The sequence below is a fragment of the Bartonella sp. CL71SXKL genome, from assembly GCF_042194935.1.
Classification (GTDB): Bacteria; Pseudomonadota; Alphaproteobacteria; order Rhizobiales; family Rhizobiaceae; genus Bartonella.
Genome location: NZ_JBHINI010000008.1, coordinates 49,835 through 66,324, shown reverse-complemented (window position 1 = coordinate 66,324; position 16,490 = coordinate 49,835). Strand labels below are relative to the sequence as shown.

The following is a 16,490-nucleotide window of genomic DNA, read 5'->3' as shown; positions in this document are numbered from 1 at the left end:
TGTCTTTAGAATGAAGCAAACACAATAAAGAGGTGATAAAATCTAAAAAGGGAGGAAACATGAGACTTATCAACTTTAGAAAATTATATACTTTTACTTTCAAGGCGACAATTAAAGAACCTGTTAAGCCCTATATGGTTTCAATTGTTAATGTTGAAGATCTAACAGATATCACTGTTTTTACAATAAACGATGGTGATCCTGTTAGACTTTTTTTAGAATTTGTGAAAAAAATAGAAAACAGTACAAGATTTTATGCTTATAACCTAAACTATGATTATGCTATTATTCGATCATGGTGTCATTTTAATCAAAATGATCTTATAACACCTAAATTTTATGATTTTATCTCGCAAAATGATAGAGTTCTTAGATCGGAATTTTCATTTCAATCAAATAAATCAAAAAGAGTTTATCTATTCGATTCATTAGAGTTATTTTTAGTTCCTTTGCAAGACATAATAACAGCTTTTACCGATTTAAAACAAAGTGAATCTTCTCTCTTTGAGTGCATTGATGATGTTATTATTCATCAAAATGATATCGATTGCTGTGTGAATGAAAGCAAGGGATTAGCCATTGCTCTCAAAAAAAGACTCCAATGGGGAAGAAATAAAATGACTTTTGCAGCTGATGCTAAAGCTGTATGGTCAGAAAAAATGTTTAAAAAATTTACAAAAATTAAAGTAGAAACATATTTATTCCCATCTTTAGAAGAAGGTGATGATTATATTTTTAGAAAAGCAAATGACGGTGGTTTTTGTTTTTTTAATAGATATATGGGTAAATTCATAAATAAAGAAATTGAAATTTATGATGTCAATAGTATGGGCCCTGCTATGATGTTAAAACAATTACCTATAGGGGCACCTCTTTATAAAAAAGGTAAAATTGAAACTAATGACTTACACCCTCTAGGTCTTCAAAGATTTTATATAAATTCAGCAGAATTAAGAGAAAACAAAATACCTATTTTAAATAATAACAGACAATCATCATCTGGGGGTGTTGAATATTTACAAATTTTATCTGAACACGAATGTGAACATAAAAAAATATTCATGTTAACATTACAAGAATTTGAATTGTTTAAACAATCTTATCACTACCAAAATTTGGAATTATTAGATGGTTATCTCTTTCAAGCAAGAGATGACCTTTTTACTGATTATATTGATGAATTTTTTGAATTGAAAAATTCTTCAGATAAAACAATCAGCAGAATAGGAAAAATGTTTCTTAATTCATTATGTGGAAAAATGGCTGAACGTCCTCATAGATTTAAAAGATATATCGAATTTGAAAATGATGTTCTTAGATTTATTTGGGGTGAAACAATATTCCAAAAATGTGGTTATTTGCCAATTTCTTTATTTGCTGGAAGCTATGCTCGTATGTTTTTAATTGAGTCTATTTACAAAATTGGACTTGAAAATTTTATCTATTGTGACACTGATAGTATCCATTGTTTCAAAACTGAAAATGCTAAAAAATTAGATATTCATCCCTCTAAAATAGGGGCTTGGAAATTAGAAAATAAAAAGAAAATTATAGCAGCTAAATATTTAGCTCGTCGTCGGTATTGTTTGCAATTTGAAGATAATACTTTTCAAGCAGTTTGCCCATATATACCTTCTGACAAATTAACGCCTCATATCAAGTCATTGGATGATTTTCAACTTGGTAAAAGCGTTAAAATGACAGATTTTAAAATGGGTGTTGGTGGTCTATACCCAATAGAAAGATTTGTTTCAATTTAAAGGAAAATAGGAAAAGTGAGTATACTGGGAGATGAAAACGTGCATAGAAAGGCGTGATGGTATCAAATTTTATCCTGTTATGGCGTAACATACTGTTATTTACTGGCAATATAAGGTTGCTATCCTTGATAGGTTCAATGTTTTTATGTGTGTGGTCAATGTCCTTAAGTTTAAGAAAATCCCATATGTGGGAAACCAAGTGAAGTCTACTAGAATTCGGATTGTTTACAGTCCGAAGTGGGTTAAGAGACTTCGTGCTTTAAGGTGTGGGGAGGATATGCATTGGCAATCGCTTGATTTTTATGTTTCGGGGGGAATGTTTCGGGGAGCTTTGAAGGGAATATTTCTTATTCAAGAATGTTTGTTCAATTGATATTGCTTCTTTGAAGTTTTTGCCTCGTGGGGAGTATTTCAGGGCTGTTTTATCAACTTTGAGGGTTGGAGGAGAGCCGATACGGTATGTGCTGCTATGGTTGAAGCTTAAAAATAAAAAACAGATGATGATAGTTTATCAGAGGCGCTAAGCGATGTTGTAAGCTTTTTTAAAAAAGTATTTTTTGAGGATCGTGTTTACAAATTTTTTTTATCCATGATGGAAGGTGTGAAAAGAAGAAACGGCTGAAGAGGACTCAAGCGTGAAGCGTTTGCTTGCTATGAGAAGAAATTCTGAAGGAAGTATATTGGAAATGTTTGGACGCTGCCTGTAATACAAAAAAAGTCCAAATTCAAAAAAAGGCACTGTCAATTGTGTGTGTGGGGGTGTGGTTATAAGCAGGGGCAGTTTATTGAGTGGAATGTGAAGCCGGCTTGCGTCTTATCTAGGTTTGAAAGGATGCCGTAAAGTGTCTCGTTCTTGAATGGTTTTAAAGAGCTTGGGGTGATTGTTCGTCTAACAGAGCTTGCACGCGCTTTTGAATCCTGCGCATTTGTGGAGTGTAATCCAATGCTGTTTCATCAATCTTAAGAGCCAAGTTTTGGACGCTCTGTTGCTGGCTAAGTTTCAAAAAAAGGCACTGTCAATTGTGTGTGGGGGGTGGTTATAAGCAGGGGGCTTTTAGTTTATTGAGTGGAATGTGAAGCCGGCTTGCGTCTTATCTAGGTTTGAAAGGATGCCGTAAAGTGTCTTGTTCTTGAATGGTTTTAAAGAGCTTGGGGTGATTGTTCGTCTAACAGAGCTTGCACGCGCTTTTGAATCCTGCGCATTTGTGGAGTGTAATCCAATGCTGTTTCATCAATCTTAAGAGCCAAGTTTTGGACGCTCTGTTGCTGGCTAAGTTTCAAAAAAAGGCACTGTCAATTGTGTGTGTGGGGGTGTGGTTATAAGCAGGGGGCTTTTAGTTTATTGAGTGGAATGTGAAGCAGGCTTGCGTCTTATCTAGGTTTGAAAGCATGCCGTAAAGTGTCTCGTTCTTGAATGGTTTTAAAGAGCTTGGGGTGATTGTTCGTCTAACAGAGCTTGCACGCGCTTTTGAATTCTGCGCATTTGTGGATAGTAATCCAATGCTGTTTCATAAGCTTTAAGAGCAAGTTTTGGACGCTCCGTTGCTTCCATGACAACGCCAAGTTCAAAAAAAGCACTATAATTGCGCGGCTCAAGTTCAAGAGCATGGTTGAGATCAAGCAGGGCAAGCTTGAAATCGTTTAGTTGAATGTGAATCCAAGCACGCCTTACCCAAGCTTCAGAATGAGTAGGTAAAAGTGCAAGAGCATTGTCAATATAATCAAGCGCAAGTCCATAATCATCGCTGTTGAGTGCATTTTCAGCCCATGACATTAAAAGATCAATCGTCTCACTCCCCGATTGGGACCATAAATGTTGAAGTTGTTGACTGATCTTTTTCGCTTTAGCAACATCAGCACAATATTTCAATTCTTTGAGTAAACGTGAAATTTCTGCTTCTTTGCGTTGCTTAACTCTGTCAACATGGGAAAGCTGCTCTTTGTCAAGATCTTCAAGAATAACCGCCGAGGAATCAGAATCGGAGGGCGTTGAGGAAGGGGGAGGAGAATTGGGAATAAGATCATCTAACGGTAAAAGCGATTGTGGAGAAGGCCGATCTTCAGGAAGAGAAGGAGGACTTTGCCCATAGCTCGAGGGAACAAAACAAAAAACGCCAACAAAAAAAAGAAAAAACGCGCGCTGAAAAATACAGAAAAAACGCAGCTGAAAAAATCGAAAGGCTTTAAAAAAAATAAAAGAATCCATAAAAACAAGCCCCCAAAAGATAAATCACCAAATATTATCAAATACTAGACTTGTAATCAACGGACTTATAACCAAAAAAACGCAAGAAAAAATTTTTAAGCCTACAATCAAAGTAGGCATAAAAACATTGACCTTAAAGAAATTAGCCCTAAAAGAATTAGCCCTGACGTGCTCTAAAACGTGGGTTCGTTTTATTCAGAATATAAACACGACCCTTACGACGCACCAAACGATTGTTACGGTGGCGCTCTTTTAGTGCTTTAAGCGAATTTTTAATTTTCATCATATTCACCGTTTAAATAGTTTACGTAACACAACACTATAATACTATAATACAACACTAAAATATAATACCACAACCCCAATAGACTGCTTACTCTATGAGCATTGCATTGCGATATCGTACTTGCATTATAACATCACACGATACACTTTTTCACTGTGATCACAAAAAGAAAAGCGCACTCTTAAGGTACGCACTAACCACTTCATTAGCACAACGATAAGTGAAAATTGCAAAAAAAGTAGGAGAGATTTAACAAGAAGTCTTATTCTTGTCAAGGGTATATCCCTTACAAATTCCTTAGGGTGTGTTAATGGTTGCCTTGAAGGTAAAAATTTTCTCGTAAAAAAAGGACACAAAAAAGCACAAAGAGTGGAAAAAAGTAAAAGCCTTTTCAGCTTTAAACAAATAAGCTCTGTTAGGGAGTGTTGAAAGATCAGGAGCGCTGTTGAGCCGTTGGATTGTTGAAGTTGGTGTGGTTTTTTTGTCGTTAAGGGCGGGGGCTTCTTAAAACGCAAGAGGCTTGTTTGTGGGGGCTCGTGAAGCCCTGTCAGGTACGTGCGCCGGCTGAAATGCTTGAAGTGGGGGAAGAGGGGGCGCCGTTGGAATTGTTTCTTGTATTTGTGTACGCCGTGCCTATAGTTTCAAACGTCCCCTTATGAAAAATCTCATACCCTCAATATGGGCCTTCAATAACTGGGAATCACATTAAATACGTCTAGAAATATGAAAATAAGAATTATGGTATTTTAATACCACGTTTTTCACGATTTTTTTTATTTATTAATTTCTTTATTCCATTTTTGAATTGCTAAGTTTAGTCCTGTAAGCGCTTTACGGTACAGTTTTCGATATTTAATGGTAGAATAAACAAGCCAAACGGATAATGTTATTATTGCACAACCGACAATGATCCCTAGAATGCGTCCTAATATTATAGCTTCAGTCATTTTCTCTCCTTATTGTATTTTGATTAGCAACCGCTTCGTCTAGTTGTTTCATTACTTTTTTCAGTTTCTTCTTTACTATGATCCGTAGCACCAAAAAGATTGGTATCGAACCGTACAGAATTAATGCGCATATCAGCCCGATTGCAGTTGCTACATTCATCTGAGGTTTATCCGCACTGCCTAATATTGAGAGGAAAATGTATAAACAGACGCTTATAAAAATTATGAATATAAACTCTCTCAGTGAAACAACACCAGCCTTTAATGTTTCCTTAACTTCTTTTTGGATATCGAGGACTAAGTCCCATTGAGAAGATGTATCATTTTGTTCTTTTGGTGATGCATTTGATAGGTTTGGTTTTGTCATGTTGATATTCGTTTGTTTCTTGAGGGTTTTGTTTTTTGATAAAGCGAATAACTCAGTTTCTCAGACTATTTTTATGAAATGAAAAAAGATTTCTGTACTTGTTAAAATGATAATACGAATGACTTGCTACGTCTGTAGCGCATCTTCCCTTTATTATTATGAGGCATGTACAATTTTTCGTGCCGCTGTATAAAAGATTCGTTTTGTGAGTACAATTATATTTTATCACTAAACTACAGGCGAAGAGGCATTTAATATTGAAGTGTTTAGCCGGTTGAATTTACTTAAGAAAAGCTTGATTGTTGACAGATCGGCACAGGAATCTTCGTCCTTGAGCGCGGTTAGGCGCTCAAATTTGAATAACGTAATTTTATAGGGGAAAGAACGAAGGCGATAGACATAACGAAGGTGACAAATATTACAGATATTAAAGTGAGTGATATTTTAAACGGTTGTTGTTTTAGAGTGTAAGCTAAATTTACGGTTTTCTTTCGGTGTGTAGTTGTATGTTTATCTGCTATTTTAAGCTTTATTGCGAAATGAAATAAGGAGAGACGCTTCAAGCTCTAGAAAATACGACACAGGTAATATCGCCTTATGAGGGGAGAGAGGATATTGCTATGATGGATAAGCTTAGTACTGTAATTATATCTTTGACATGAAACTCAAGGGGTGGTGCGGAGCGGCGCTTGGCACTTTTGTGAAAGAATGAACACAAGAAGGGAGACTAGAGGCAATGAGAACGCATTGTTAGAATGCTCTCTATAGGCTGCAAGAGGTAAGTTTATCCTCTAAAGGTTGGAATTAAAAGGCCTAAAGATTGGCATTAAAAGAAAAATGAAGGGGCAGCGTATGTTATGGGGGAATATTTATGCGGTGGAAGGTGGAGGGGTGATGAACTTGGGGGCTGGCGAATTGCTTTTAGTCGTGGGGGGACTTTTTTGAGAAAAGGAGGAGGAGCTGTTGGATTGTTGATTGGTGTGGTTTTGTATCTTTGAGGGTGGGGGCATGGAAGAGAAGGAGCTTGTAGGAGGGCTTCACGCCCTTTCAGGGCGAATTAAAAGGTTAGGGGCGCTGTTGAAGCCGCTGGATATCGGTGTGGGGTGAAGCTTTGTTTTTTCAGTTCATTGGGGGATAGTGTGAAAAAGCATTTGTATGTATGTGGGCTTAAGATTTGTTGGCTGGTCCCAATAATTGGATGACGTGCCCCATTTTGCGGTGGGGGTGAACAGTGCTTTTGCCATATAAATGGATCGAGGTGTGCTCTTGCTTTAGAAAATATTTTAACGTGCTAAAATTGTTACCAAGAAGATTGGTCATTTGGCAATCGCTATGGCGATAGGGACTGCCTAAGGGAAGTCCGCAAATAGCACGGATATGCTGTTCAAATTGTGAAGTTATGCATGCCTTTTGTGTCCAATGACCAGAATTATGGACACGCGGCGCTAATTCATTCACTAAAAGATGACCATCCGTTAAGACAAAAAACTCAATACAAAGAACACCAACATAATCGAGGGCATCCATGACTGTTAAGCTGATTTCTTGAGCTGCTTTTTGCACGTCAAGTGGAATATGGGATGGAACAAAGGATTTATGAAGAATTCCGTGTTTGTGTTGGTTTTCAGGGCAATCATAAAAAATATGTTCCCCTTGTTTTGTGCGGGCAGAAAGAACCGAAATTTCCGATAAAAAAGGAACTATTTCTTCCAAAATACAAGGCTGTTCCTGAAAAGTCCTTAAGGCTTCGTCAAGGGTTTGTTCATTGGGGTGATCAAGCTTGATCTGGTTTTTTCCGTCATAACCAAAACGACGCGTCTTTAAAAGACCACGTCCGCCTAAAGTATCAAGAGCGGAAAGAAGAGAAGAAGAATTGTCAATAGCGTGCCATGACGCGGTGCCAATCCCTTGATCACGCAAAAATTGCTTCTCAAAAAGTCGATCTTGTGTGATCTCTAATGCTTTGGAAGAAGGATAAACAGGCTTACTCTTTTCTACATATTGAACCGTTTGAAGAGAAAGATTTTCAAATTCATAGCTGACAACATCACATTGAGAAATAAAATGATCTAAAGCTGATGTATCGTCATAGGAGGAAACAATATGGTTGTTTGCTGTTTGAGCGGCTGGGCAATCGGCCTCAGGGCAAAAAATAACGGTTCGAAATCCTAATTCTGCGGCCGCTATGGCGAGCATCCGTGCTAATTGTCCGCCCCCGATTAAACCAATGACGCTGCCTGGAGGTAACATGGTGGAGGGAGTGGTGTTGGCTGAGGGAGTAGCGTTGGAGGAGAGGGTGGCGTTGGCTGAAGGGGTGGCGTTGGCTGAAGGGGTGGCGTTGGAGGAGAGGGTAGTGTTGGCTGAGGGGGCGGCGTTGGCTGAAGGGGCAGTGTTGGCTGAGGGAGTAGTGTTGGCTGAGGGGGCGTTGAAAAACGGTGCCATTTTAAACCTCCGTTACAGGCGTTTGGGCAACATTGGCTGTTTGTTGTTGACGCCAATCTTCTAATCGTTGGGCGAGATCATGGTCATAAACGGCCATAACGGCTGCGGCTAAAAGTGCTGCATTAATTGCGCCTGCTTTGCCAATTGCTAATGTGCCAACGGGTATCCCTGCTGGCATTTGCACGATTGAAAGCAAAGAATCTTGACCAGAAAGAGAATGAGAATGCACTGGAACGCCAAAAACAGGAAGAGGAGTAAGGGCTGCTAACATACCTGGAAGATGCGCTGCACCCCCCGCTCCGGCAATTAAAACTTTAAACCCTGCTTCTTTTGCTTCTTTTGCAAATTGATAAAGGCGTTCAGGAGTTCGGTGTGCTGAGACAATATGCGAACTATGAGAAATACCAAGACTCGTCAAAATATCTGCACTATGGCACATCGTTTGCCAATCCGATTGGCTCCCCATTAAAATCGCGACATCACATGATTTTTTCATCATTCACTATCCTTTTCAAAGGTTCAATGCGATTCTTTATCATTATTTTTTTAAAGTTTTATATTCTCTTTGCAAAGCCAATTGATGACAGAGAAACAGTTATTTTTCAAATAAGGTGGAAAGCTAAAAATTTAAAGGGGGAGACCAAGAGATGAAAAACTAAAGTATTGAAGGCATGAAGCACTTCTTTTTTTGGGGGGAGATGAATTTTGAGGAGAGGTGTTAAGGGGTGGTGTTGGATCCATGAGGCTGTTAAGCTTGCGGCATTGTAAAAGGGAAAAATATATTGGGAAAAATACATTGATTATAAGTTTTTTAAAAAAATGTCTTACTTTTTATTTGCTAAAATAAACAAGATCACCATATGATATAAAATCTGTTGCAATTTGAAACATTGCTTATGAGAAAAAGAGATTTTTATGGCGGAAATGCGTTGCAAAGTGAGGATATTCTTTTGAGAAATAAGGATATTCTTTTGAGAAATAAAGAGATGTATATCTCTCGATTTCAAAGCCTATTTATTTTGTTGTTCAAGTGATTCTTTTGTGAGTGGGGGGATATAATCTTTATAATTGTCAATATATATTTAACAATGGCTGATATTAAGGGGAAGCGAATAATCAACGCTTTTGTGCTTTTAACGCTTTTGTTGCGATCTGTTTCTTAGCGATTATATCGTTTTTTCCCTTAAATATAATGGCAATATCAATCGCGAATGACGAATTGTGAATAATAAATCCATGGTCTCTTTTTTGCCCAATTTTGTAATATGGTGAACGCTGAAATAAATAAGAGTTAAACAACGGATGTAAAGGAGATTTAAAAGCTATGTTTCTTCCATTTTTAATCGCTTTAGGTACTGCTGTAACGACTATGTGTGGTAAAAAAAATATAAGTTATGCTTTGTGGGCAATTTTATTCGTTGTCATTCTTCTCACTTTCAATCATCACGCAACTTCTACTTTAAATTTATCTTTTTGAGAGAATAGCCATGGAACATGTTGAACAAAAAAACCCTCACTTCGTCATCTTTATGAATACGCTAGGACTCTTTGGGTTATCCATTGTCTTGGTGGTGGCTTTTTATTATCAATTGGTAAAGTTTGAGTTACCTTGTCCCCTTTGTTTGCTGCAGCGCGTTGGATTGATACTGGCAGGTTGTGGGTTCTTGCTCAATATTCACCATAAGGTGAAAAATACCCATTATGGTATGGTTATTCTCGGTTGTATGGTAACCAGTGCTGTGGCAGCACGACAAGTGTTTTTGCATATCACACCCGATGATTTAGGATACGGTTCAACGTTCTTTGGATTGCATTTTTATACTTGGGCTTTCATTATTTCTGTCCTTTGTATCTTTGCTGTCTCATTTGTCATGATTTTAGGCGAATTGGCACACAAGTTCAAAGAATTTTCTCCTTTTCCAGTCTTGAGTAAAGCAGCAAGTTTCTTATTTGTATTTTTGATTGCGGCAAATTTGATTTCTACCATACTGGAATGTGGTGGTGGGCAATGTGCCGATGATCCTGTAAGGTATGAGTTGTTATCAAGTTGGTTCCCTTCATAGTTTCGAATTTGTTTAATAATCCTCATCGTAATTTTTATTGTTAAAGAGGCGGAATATTTAAAAATCCGCTTCTTTTTTATTTATTGGGAAGACATTTTAGCAAGATTGTTCGATAATCTGATCTTTTATACTAACGCTGGCTTTTATGAGCGCTGGCGATTGATATTTTTTTTAGCGAAGACTTGTACTGTGCACCTTTTATGCTGTCTTTTGAGAGAGATGAAGGGATTGATTGGCTTGGAGGCGTTTGTAGAGAAGCCCCGGACTGCTGAGCCACGTGGGTTAAGAAGCCTCGTTTTTTAGAGCATTAACGATAAAAAATTTTTGTTCTTGATTTTTCGTAACATTGTGTTAAATAAGTTTTTGTATTCATTTTGGTGCTTCTAAAGCGTTTTTATTGCTTCTAGAGGGATTAATTTAAAATTTTGAAAGTTATGTGAATAATTTTCTGGAGAGGTTTGTTTATTAGAGGCAAACCTTTTTTTTTTATCTAACTTTTAGATGTTTTCTTTCAGTGTGAAGCCTTTTTTGAGAAAAAGGTAAGCGTCTTGATGATGCCTCTTTTTTTATTAATATATTGATTTATAATGATAAATAACCATTCTTAACATAAAGCACTTCGCTGAATATAATAAAAATTTCTCATCACCAGTTCTCTTATATTAAATCAATTAAAATTACTTGCTTGTACATCATAAGCGGGGGGCATGTAGGGCAAAACTGTACAAGAAAGGCATGCCTTTAATGAAGAGTCTCTTGAACCGAAGGCTGTCTGCAACATTGGGAGCTGGCAGAGTTTTTGTGATGATGCCAGCCTCGTTTTTCCATAAGCGTAAACTTGTTTCTCCATAAGCGTAAAGATAAGGGGGCTGAATGGATTTTATACACTTCATGGGGGCTTTAACCATTCCTTTACGGGCGGCGTTTTGCAAAATGGGTGTGATGAGCGTTGAGAGATCTTTCTTTAAAATAAGCGTGTGAATATGCAACGCAAGTCTATTCCTTTTGGTGCGTTTTGTATTACGAAAAAATATTGACTTATAAGGATAAGTTATCGTTGCGAATGTTGAATGAGAAAAACGAAAAGCTTCTCTCATCTCAAACTTTCTTATAGTCAATTAATTAAATGTACTCTTCTACGTTACAAAAAGCACTGGATGTAAATAAAAATTCTTTTAAAAGTCGTAAAATGCTTCTTACAACCCCTTTTGATGGCTAGAATTTGTCAAAAAATTTTATGCTGGTCAATACAAATAATAGGGCAGTTTATATCTATGATTTAAGTGAAAATAGGGGGGATTTAGATGAAAAGGGAGGCGAGATTTTAATGACAGTTGTTGAATACGTTATTGTGTAATGCATTTTTTACAGATTTTCTGCTTTCTGTAAATGCGTAAAAGCGTAAAAACGGAAATATGTAAAAAAGGAAGCTGGGACTTTATGCGTGGTGTATGATTTTATCATGGTATGGAATGTGGAGAGAAGATTGGGGGGGATGAAGAGGCGGGGGTGTTGACGAGAGAGGAGGGTGTGGGGGATGAAGAGGCGGGGGTGTTGACGAGAGAGGAGGGTGTGGGGGTGAAGAGGTGGGTTGTTGAGGAGAGAGGAGAGAGGAGAGAGGGTGTGGGGGTGAAGAGTTTATGAAGGGAAGGGGGAAGTTGGGATGAAGCGAGGGAGGGGAAGTTGGGATGAAGAGGCGGGTGTGTTGACCAGAGAGGAGAGAGGGTGTGGGGGTGGGGAAAGTTGCTTTTGAAGTGAGATTGACCGGTGCTTTGTGTGATCTTACTTTAGGATAGCGAAGGGGCAAGAATATTTTAAAATAGGACGTATCTGTCGCGTTTGATGCAACATTATCCTTTGTGGTGTTGTGATCTGAAGTGCTTGGGGGAGATTGGCTAGGCAAGAAGCTGTATTGTTGACAAACCTATGTTTACAAAGTGGTGCGAGGGGAATTTGAAAGTTTCATTTGGCTGCTTTCTGTAAATGTGGAGAAGCATCAAAACGTTGATCCGTAAAATGTAAAATGATGCGGAGGATTTATGCTTTGTGTGCGCTTTTGCTTAATCAGAAATCAACCATAAGATTGCTTTTTGTTTTTTCGGCTGGAGCTCTCTAAAATTTTTCAAAAGTGAATGTTCTTTTTCGCTGTATGTTTCTTGATCATAGTGTGAGGCATTTTTTTCTACTGAGACATCTTCTTTTGTCACAATGTCTGCATAAAAAAAGCTCATGGGAACTTGTAGTTTTTGGGCGATTTTGAGTAAACATCCTGCGCTTACACGATTGAAGCCTTTTTCATATTTTTGGATTTGTTGGAAACTGACGCCTAAATAGTTTCCTAATGCTTTTTGAGAAAGCCTCATGGCAATTCTTCTTTGACGAATTCTTTTGCCTATCAAAATGTCGATAAAATTTGGATTTTTGGTTTGCACTTCAAGCCCCCCTCCGGTTGCGAGCGCCCTCGCATTGGTATTCCGGGAGTCTAAAAGTACTGAGCTTAATCAGCTTTTTGCTTTTAGTGCGGAAACGCACCTGGACATAGCAAAATCTCCCGGAATTCCGGGATACCCGCAATGCGGGATAAATTTATGTATTAAGCTTTCGGGCTTTTAGCTCCCTATTTGATCGTTGCGTGGACGATCAAAAACACGTGCTTATCAATAAAGTAATTTCAGGAGATTGGCAAGAAAAATCAAAATAATCTCAAAGACTATAAGATTGGGTACTTTTTAAAAAAGTGCGAAATATGGATTATAAATCGCGTTTTTTTGCTATCAAAATATCGATAAAATTTGGATTTTTAGTTTGCACTTCAAGCCCCCCTCCGGTTGCGAGCGCCCTCGCATTGGTATTCCGGGAGTCTGAAATACTGAACCTAAATCAGCTTTTTGCTTTTAGTGCGGAAACGCACCTGGACATAGCAAAATCTCCCGGAATTCCGGGATACTCGCAATGCGGGATAAATTTATGTATTAAGCTTTCGGGCTTTTAGCTCCCTATTGGTCGTTGCGTATACGACCAAACTTACACTTTAAGTGATAAAGTAATTTCAGAAGATTGGCAAATAAAAATAGTTTTTATTTATAAACTTTATTTTTTAATGAGAGGCTTTCCGCCTCTCAAACTCTCCGGAACGCTCACCAAAATCATGAGATCAGACCCGCGTTTAATGAGGGGACTAACAATCCTAGGTTCTTAAGGTCAAGGAGACCATTACATGGCGCCTAACGGCGTCCTTGACCCAAGAACTTAACGGCTTGTTTTGTCCCTCTCACGCGGCTCCGAAATCATGATTAGAAGGGGAGCTTATAGGGGTGGTGATATCCGGCATATCAATTTATCAACGTGTTTTTTTAGAGTGTGATGAATATTTTAGGCTGGATTTTTTTGTCGCGTTTGATGAAATAAGCTCGTTTGAGGGTGGGTGATCTGAAGTGCTTGGGGGAGATTGGCTAGGCAAGAAGCTGGGTTAATACTATTGTTTATAGAGTGGCGTGGGGTGGAAGTTTCATTTGGCTTTATTCTGTGAATCTGTAAAAGCGTGAAAACGTATATTCGTGAAAAAGGAAAGGCTTTATGTTGTTAGGGGCGTTGTGGTTAATGATACGCAATGTATGGGGATCGTGTTTTCGAAGGTAGGGAGAGCAACATAAATGAAAGGAGTGGCTTAGAGGAAATGTGTGGAGAGAGGGAAAATGGGGCAAGGGTGTACGGGAATACATAGAGTGTGGAGGGGGGCGGTGAAGCATGTTGTGAATGGTGTGTGAAGAATGGACAAGGTTTTGAAAAAAGGAGGGGGCTTTTGGTGTGGGGAGTGGTGTTTATCTGAAGGGCGCATGTTTAAGGTGTGGAAGGCGGAAGGTGAGGAAAAGTTGGAGGGAGGAGGATTGTTTGTAAGTTGTGGAGGGATTAGTCAGAGGTATTGGGAAAATGCTTTAGGGGAAAAATTAGCGTAATTTCTTGTCATACTGAAACCAAAATCATCATAAAAATTGAAGGAAATTAGCGGGTAAAATTGGTGGAGAGAAAGTTTTGATTCTTAAGGTGTGAGGTGATGTTTTTTGAGAACATGAGAGAGTAAACTTGAAAAACCTTTCCCTTTTTGTGGAATTTTTATTCACAAACTTAAGAAAATAGGGTATGAACGCTGGAAATAACGCGCAGCTTAACAAAATATGTGCACTGTAAAGGAAATGTTTGTTTATGTCAAAAGAAGAAGTTTTAGAATTTTCTGGTATCGTTACTGAACTCTTACCTAACGCGATGTTTCGTGTGAAACTGGAAAATGATCATGAAATTATTGCCCATACCGCTGGTAGAATGCGGAAAAATCGTATACGGGTGTTGGCCGGTGATAAAATCATGGTGGAAATGACACCTTATGATTTGACAAAAGGGCGTATTACATATCGCTATAAGTAGCCTCGTGGGTGGCTTGTGCTTTTTTCTAAAAGCTATCATATTATTTCTATTATTTTTTAACAGTTTTTTAGTTTGCTTTTCATGAGTGAGAAAAGGGAAGTATTTGAAGGTCCTTGAAAAACTGTAAAATCAATGCAAAAAAAGGATAAGGAGATTAATGGTGCTTAAAAGGGGGCGCTTAAAAGGGGGTGCTTAAAAGGGAGTGCTTAAAAGGGAGTGCTTTAAAAGGGGCGCTTAAAAGGGAGTGCTTAAAAAGGGGGTGCTTAAAAAGGGGGGTGAGAGGGAAGTCAATTGTGAAGGGGTGGAAATGAGAAATATAAGAGAGTGGGGGGAAAAACGTTTGGCAGATACTCTTACAGAAGAAATTCATTTGGTGCTTGCCTCCGCTTCGCCAAGGCGTTTAGCGCTCTTGGCACAAATAGGGATTGATCCGCAGCAGGTTTATGCAAGTGATATTGATGAAACACCAAAATTAAAAGAACATCCTGCAAAGCTTGCCAAACGTTTGGCAAAAGAAAAAGCGCTGAAAGCCCAAGAGATTTTGCGCTGGTACAGTCAGAATGGTCAAGACGAGTTGCAGAATGGTCAAGAAAAATTACCTGGACAGAAAATGATTATCTTAGCGGCTGATACGGTGGTGGCTGTGGGGCGGACCATTCTCCCCAAACCAGAAAGCGAGGATGAGGCTTATGAATGTTTACGATACCTTTCTGGGCGTTCGCATAAGGTCTATGGCGCCATTTGTGCGCTCAATGAACATGGAAAAATAACCGTAAAATTGGTTGAAAGTCGTGTCCGTTTTAGACGCTTAACCTCTGCCATGATGAAGGCTTACCTTGCTTCAGGAGAATGGCAAGGGAAAGCGGGTGGCTACGCTATCCAAGGAAAAGCCGGTGCTTTTGTTGTCTATATCAGGGGGTCTTATTCTAATGTTGTGGGATTGCCTTTGGCTGAAACAGCCGATCTCTTGATCGCTTATCACTATCCACTTTTCACTCACTGGGCTGAAGAAACGCATTAGAAAAACTGTAAGGCAAGTTCAATGCAAGGTGAAAAGCAACAAAAAGAGAAAAAAAATGAAAAAAAAGGAACAGAAGAAAAGTTAATGAACGAGCAGAAGACAAAGGTGCGCCAAGAACAAAAAGAGCTAAATTTGCAAAAAGAGACCCGTCCTCCGCATCCTTGTCCTATTTGTGGTCAAATGTCACAAAAATCTTCATATCCTTTTTGTTCCACACGGTGCCGAGCCATTGATCTTAATCGTTGGCTTTCAGGCTCTTATATTTTACCGCCTCCTCCACAGAAAAGTGATGAAGAAGAATAAAGGGGTCTTCCTCTTGAGAAGAGGACGCTCAGAGCGTTTTTTTGTGTGGGAGCTAAAGGAAGGCGCGCGGGATTATCCTATATCAATGGATTCAAGAGCTGGATTAACGGCTTGGTTATTGTCGTCATTCGCAAAGACGCAGATTAAGTTCAATCAACGATGGAAGTTTTAATACATATCTAAGACTTATCCCCAGTGGTTTCCATGGATAATTATAAATTGCCTTGTTACAGGAAGGTCGATAGTGCTTTGTTGCGTGAAAGTCGTTGATGCTTTTAGGGTGTGAGAAAAAATTGATCATCTAATCAGTATTGCTAACGAAAAAGAAGGGGGGCGTGTTTTGGTGCAAAGAGACGGGGCAATAAAAAATCGCTTGTTGGTGCTTTGTTGCGTGAAAGTTGTTGGTGCCTTTAGGGTGTGAGAAAAAATTGGTCATCTAATCAGTATTGCTAAGGAAAAAGAGGGGTGCGTGTTTTGGTGCAAAGAGGTGGGGCAATAAAAAATCGCTTGTTGGTGCTTTGTTGCGTGAAAGTTGTTGGTGCTTTTAGGGTGTAAGAAAAAATTGATAGTTCAATCAGTATTGCTAACGAAAAAGAAGGGGTGCGTGTTTTGGTGCAAAGAGGTGGGGCAATAAAAAATCGCTTGTTGGTGCTTTGTTGCGTGAAAGTTGTTG

At 38.6% G+C, this 16,490-nt stretch carries 19 protein-coding genes; 9 read left to right on the top strand and 10 right to left on the bottom strand.

Features of this window, described 5'->3' with window-relative positions; genetic code table 11:
- Positions 1-59: 59 nt before the first annotated feature.
- Positions 60-1,760, top strand: a complete 1,701-nt coding sequence (locus ACFILA_RS05830; RefSeq protein ID WP_375660810.1) for a DNA polymerase — start codon at positions 60-62, stop codon at positions 1,758-1,760.
- 863 nt (positions 1,761-2,623) lie between these two features.
- On the opposite strand, the gene ACFILA_RS05825 is transcribed toward ACFILA_RS05830, so the two are convergent.
- From ACFILA_RS05825 to purE, 8 genes are all read right to left on the bottom strand, one after another.
- Entirely contained in the window at positions 2,624-2,764 is a 141-nt protein-coding gene (locus ACFILA_RS05825; protein ID WP_375660809.1) for a hypothetical protein, read from the bottom strand.
- A 136-nt stretch (positions 2,765-2,900) separates the two neighbouring features.
- The gene (locus tag ACFILA_RS05820; RefSeq protein ID WP_375660809.1) at positions 2,901-3,041 is read right to left on the bottom strand and encodes a hypothetical protein; all 141 of its coding nucleotides are present in this window, start codon (positions 3,039-3,041) and stop codon (positions 2,901-2,903) included.
- A 139-nt stretch (positions 3,042-3,180) separates the two neighbouring features.
- Positions 3,181-3,966 (bottom strand): tetratricopeptide repeat protein, encoded by a 786-nt coding sequence (locus tag ACFILA_RS05815; RefSeq protein WP_375660808.1) that lies wholly within the window; start codon positions 3,964-3,966, stop codon positions 3,181-3,183.
- A 157-nt stretch (positions 3,967-4,123) separates the two neighbouring features.
- Complete coding sequence (ykgO, locus tag ACFILA_RS05810) at positions 4,124-4,249, bottom strand: type B 50S ribosomal protein L36 (protein ID WP_004863016.1); 126 nt, start codon at positions 4,247-4,249, stop codon at positions 4,124-4,126.
- Between the two features lie 776 nt (positions 4,250-5,025).
- On the bottom strand, positions 5,026-5,199 hold the full coding sequence (locus tag ACFILA_RS05805; RefSeq protein WP_273790839.1) for a hypothetical protein: 174 nt from the start codon (positions 5,197-5,199) through the stop codon (positions 5,026-5,028).
- Positions 5,192-5,566, bottom strand: a complete 375-nt coding sequence (locus ACFILA_RS05800) for a hypothetical protein (protein ID WP_273790838.1) — start codon at positions 5,564-5,566, stop codon at positions 5,192-5,194. Before ACFILA_RS05800 ends, ACFILA_RS05805 begins: the two co-directional genes overlap by 8 nt.
- Before the next feature lie 1,167 nt (positions 5,567-6,733).
- The gene (locus ACFILA_RS05795; protein ID WP_375660807.1) at positions 6,734-8,008 is read right to left on the bottom strand and encodes a 5-(carboxyamino)imidazole ribonucleotide synthase; all 1,275 of its coding nucleotides are present in this window, start codon (positions 8,006-8,008) and stop codon (positions 6,734-6,736) included.
- Position 8,009: 1 nt separating this feature from the next.
- Positions 8,010-8,507, bottom strand: a complete 498-nt coding sequence (gene purE, locus ACFILA_RS05790) for a 5-(carboxyamino)imidazole ribonucleotide mutase (RefSeq protein WP_273790836.1) — start codon at positions 8,505-8,507, stop codon at positions 8,010-8,012.
- Between the two features lie 825 nt (positions 8,508-9,332).
- Here purE and ACFILA_RS05785 point away from each other — a divergent pair.
- Together ACFILA_RS05785 and ACFILA_RS05780 are read left to right on the top strand one after the other, a co-directional pair.
- The gene (locus ACFILA_RS05785; protein ID WP_273790835.1) at positions 9,333-9,485 is read left to right on the top strand and encodes a DUF5993 family protein; all 153 of its coding nucleotides are present in this window, start codon (positions 9,333-9,335) and stop codon (positions 9,483-9,485) included.
- 10 nt (positions 9,486-9,495) lie between these two features.
- Entirely contained in the window at positions 9,496-10,071 is a 576-nt protein-coding gene (locus ACFILA_RS05780; protein WP_375631463.1) for a disulfide bond formation protein B, read from the top strand.
- A 692-nt stretch (positions 10,072-10,763) separates the two neighbouring features.
- Here ACFILA_RS05780 and ACFILA_RS05775 read toward each other — a convergent pair.
- A complete protein-coding gene (locus ACFILA_RS05775; RefSeq protein ID WP_375660806.1) occupies positions 10,764-11,168 on the bottom strand; it encodes a hypothetical protein in 405 nt (134 codons plus the stop codon).
- Positions 11,169-11,583: 415 nt separating this feature from the next.
- On the opposite strand from ACFILA_RS05775, the gene ACFILA_RS05770 reads away from it, so the two are divergent.
- Positions 11,584-11,715: a hypothetical protein gene (locus ACFILA_RS05770; protein WP_375660805.1), complete on the top strand. Its 132-nt coding sequence runs from the start codon at positions 11,584-11,586 to the stop codon at positions 11,713-11,715.
- Positions 11,716-12,131: 416 nt separating this feature from the next.
- Here the strand turns inward: ACFILA_RS05770 and ACFILA_RS05765 are convergent, their stop codons facing one another.
- The gene (locus ACFILA_RS05765) at positions 12,132-12,503 is read right to left on the bottom strand and encodes a helix-turn-helix domain-containing protein (RefSeq protein WP_375637695.1); all 372 of its coding nucleotides are present in this window, start codon (positions 12,501-12,503) and stop codon (positions 12,132-12,134) included.
- Positions 12,504-13,841: 1,338 nt separating this feature from the next.
- On the opposite strand from ACFILA_RS05765, the gene ACFILA_RS05760 reads away from it, so the two are divergent.
- From ACFILA_RS05760 to ACFILA_RS05740, 5 genes are all read left to right on the top strand, one after another.
- Positions 13,842-14,027 carry a hypothetical protein gene (locus ACFILA_RS05760; RefSeq protein ID WP_375637696.1) on the top strand — a complete coding sequence of 62 codons (186 nt, stop codon included), beginning with the start codon at positions 13,842-13,844 and terminating at the stop codon, positions 14,025-14,027.
- A 247-nt stretch (positions 14,028-14,274) separates the two neighbouring features.
- On the top strand, positions 14,275-14,493 hold the full coding sequence (gene infA / locus ACFILA_RS05755; RefSeq protein WP_004857577.1) for a translation initiation factor IF-1: 219 nt from the start codon (positions 14,275-14,277) through the stop codon (positions 14,491-14,493).
- 307 nt (positions 14,494-14,800) lie between these two features.
- Entirely contained in the window at positions 14,801-15,514 is a 714-nt protein-coding gene (locus ACFILA_RS05750) for a Maf family nucleotide pyrophosphatase (RefSeq protein ID WP_273790830.1), read from the top strand.
- Between the two features lie 21 nt (positions 15,515-15,535).
- Positions 15,536-15,817, top strand: a complete 282-nt coding sequence (gene yacG, locus ACFILA_RS05745) for a DNA gyrase inhibitor YacG (protein WP_273790829.1) — start codon at positions 15,536-15,538, stop codon at positions 15,815-15,817.
- Between the two features lie 13 nt (positions 15,818-15,830).
- Positions 15,831-15,989 carry a hypothetical protein gene (locus tag ACFILA_RS05740; RefSeq protein WP_375631469.1) on the top strand — a complete coding sequence of 53 codons (159 nt, stop codon included), beginning with the start codon at positions 15,831-15,833 and terminating at the stop codon, positions 15,987-15,989.
- Positions 15,990-16,490 lie beyond the last annotated feature (501 nt).

Excerpts from the sequence above, each read along its gene's own strand:
- ACFILA_RS05830 (WP_375660810.1), top strand. The coding sequence starts at position 60 with ATGAGACTTATCAACTTTAGAAAATTATATACTTTTACTTTCAAGGCG.
- ACFILA_RS05815 (WP_375660808.1), bottom strand. The coding sequence starts at position 3,966 with ATGGATTCTTTTATTTTTTTTAAAGCCTTTCGATTTTTTCAGCTGCGT.
- ykgO (WP_004863016.1), bottom strand. The coding sequence starts at position 4,249 with ATGAAAATTAAAAATTCGCTTAAAGCACTAAAAGAGCGCCACCGTAAC.
- ACFILA_RS05805 (WP_273790839.1), bottom strand. The coding sequence starts at position 5,199 with ATGACTGAAGCTATAATATTAGGACGCATTCTAGGGATCATTGTCGGT.
- ACFILA_RS05800 (WP_273790838.1), bottom strand. The coding sequence starts at position 5,566 with ATGACAAAACCAAACCTATCAAATGCATCACCAAAAGAACAAAATGAT.
- ACFILA_RS05795 (WP_375660807.1), bottom strand. The coding sequence starts at position 8,008 with ATGGCACCGTTTTTCAACGCCCCCTCAGCCAACACTACTCCCTCAGCC.
- purE (WP_273790836.1), bottom strand. The coding sequence starts at position 8,507 with ATGATGAAAAAATCATGTGATGTCGCGATTTTAATGGGGAGCCAATCG.
- ACFILA_RS05785 (WP_273790835.1), top strand. The coding sequence starts at position 9,333 with ATGTTTCTTCCATTTTTAATCGCTTTAGGTACTGCTGTAACGACTATG.
- ACFILA_RS05780 (WP_375631463.1), top strand. The coding sequence starts at position 9,496 with ATGGAACATGTTGAACAAAAAAACCCTCACTTCGTCATCTTTATGAAT.
- ACFILA_RS05775 (WP_375660806.1), bottom strand. The coding sequence starts at position 11,168 with ATGAGAGAAGCTTTTCGTTTTTCTCATTCAACATTCGCAACGATAACT.
- ACFILA_RS05760 (WP_375637696.1), top strand. The coding sequence starts at position 13,842 with ATGGACAAGGTTTTGAAAAAAGGAGGGGGCTTTTGGTGTGGGGAGTGG.
- infA (WP_004857577.1), top strand. The coding sequence starts at position 14,275 with ATGTCAAAAGAAGAAGTTTTAGAATTTTCTGGTATCGTTACTGAACTC.
- ACFILA_RS05750 (WP_273790830.1), top strand. The coding sequence starts at position 14,801 with ATGAGAAATATAAGAGAGTGGGGGGAAAAACGTTTGGCAGATACTCTT.
- yacG (WP_273790829.1), top strand. The coding sequence starts at position 15,536 with ATGCAAGGTGAAAAGCAACAAAAAGAGAAAAAAAATGAAAAAAAAGGA.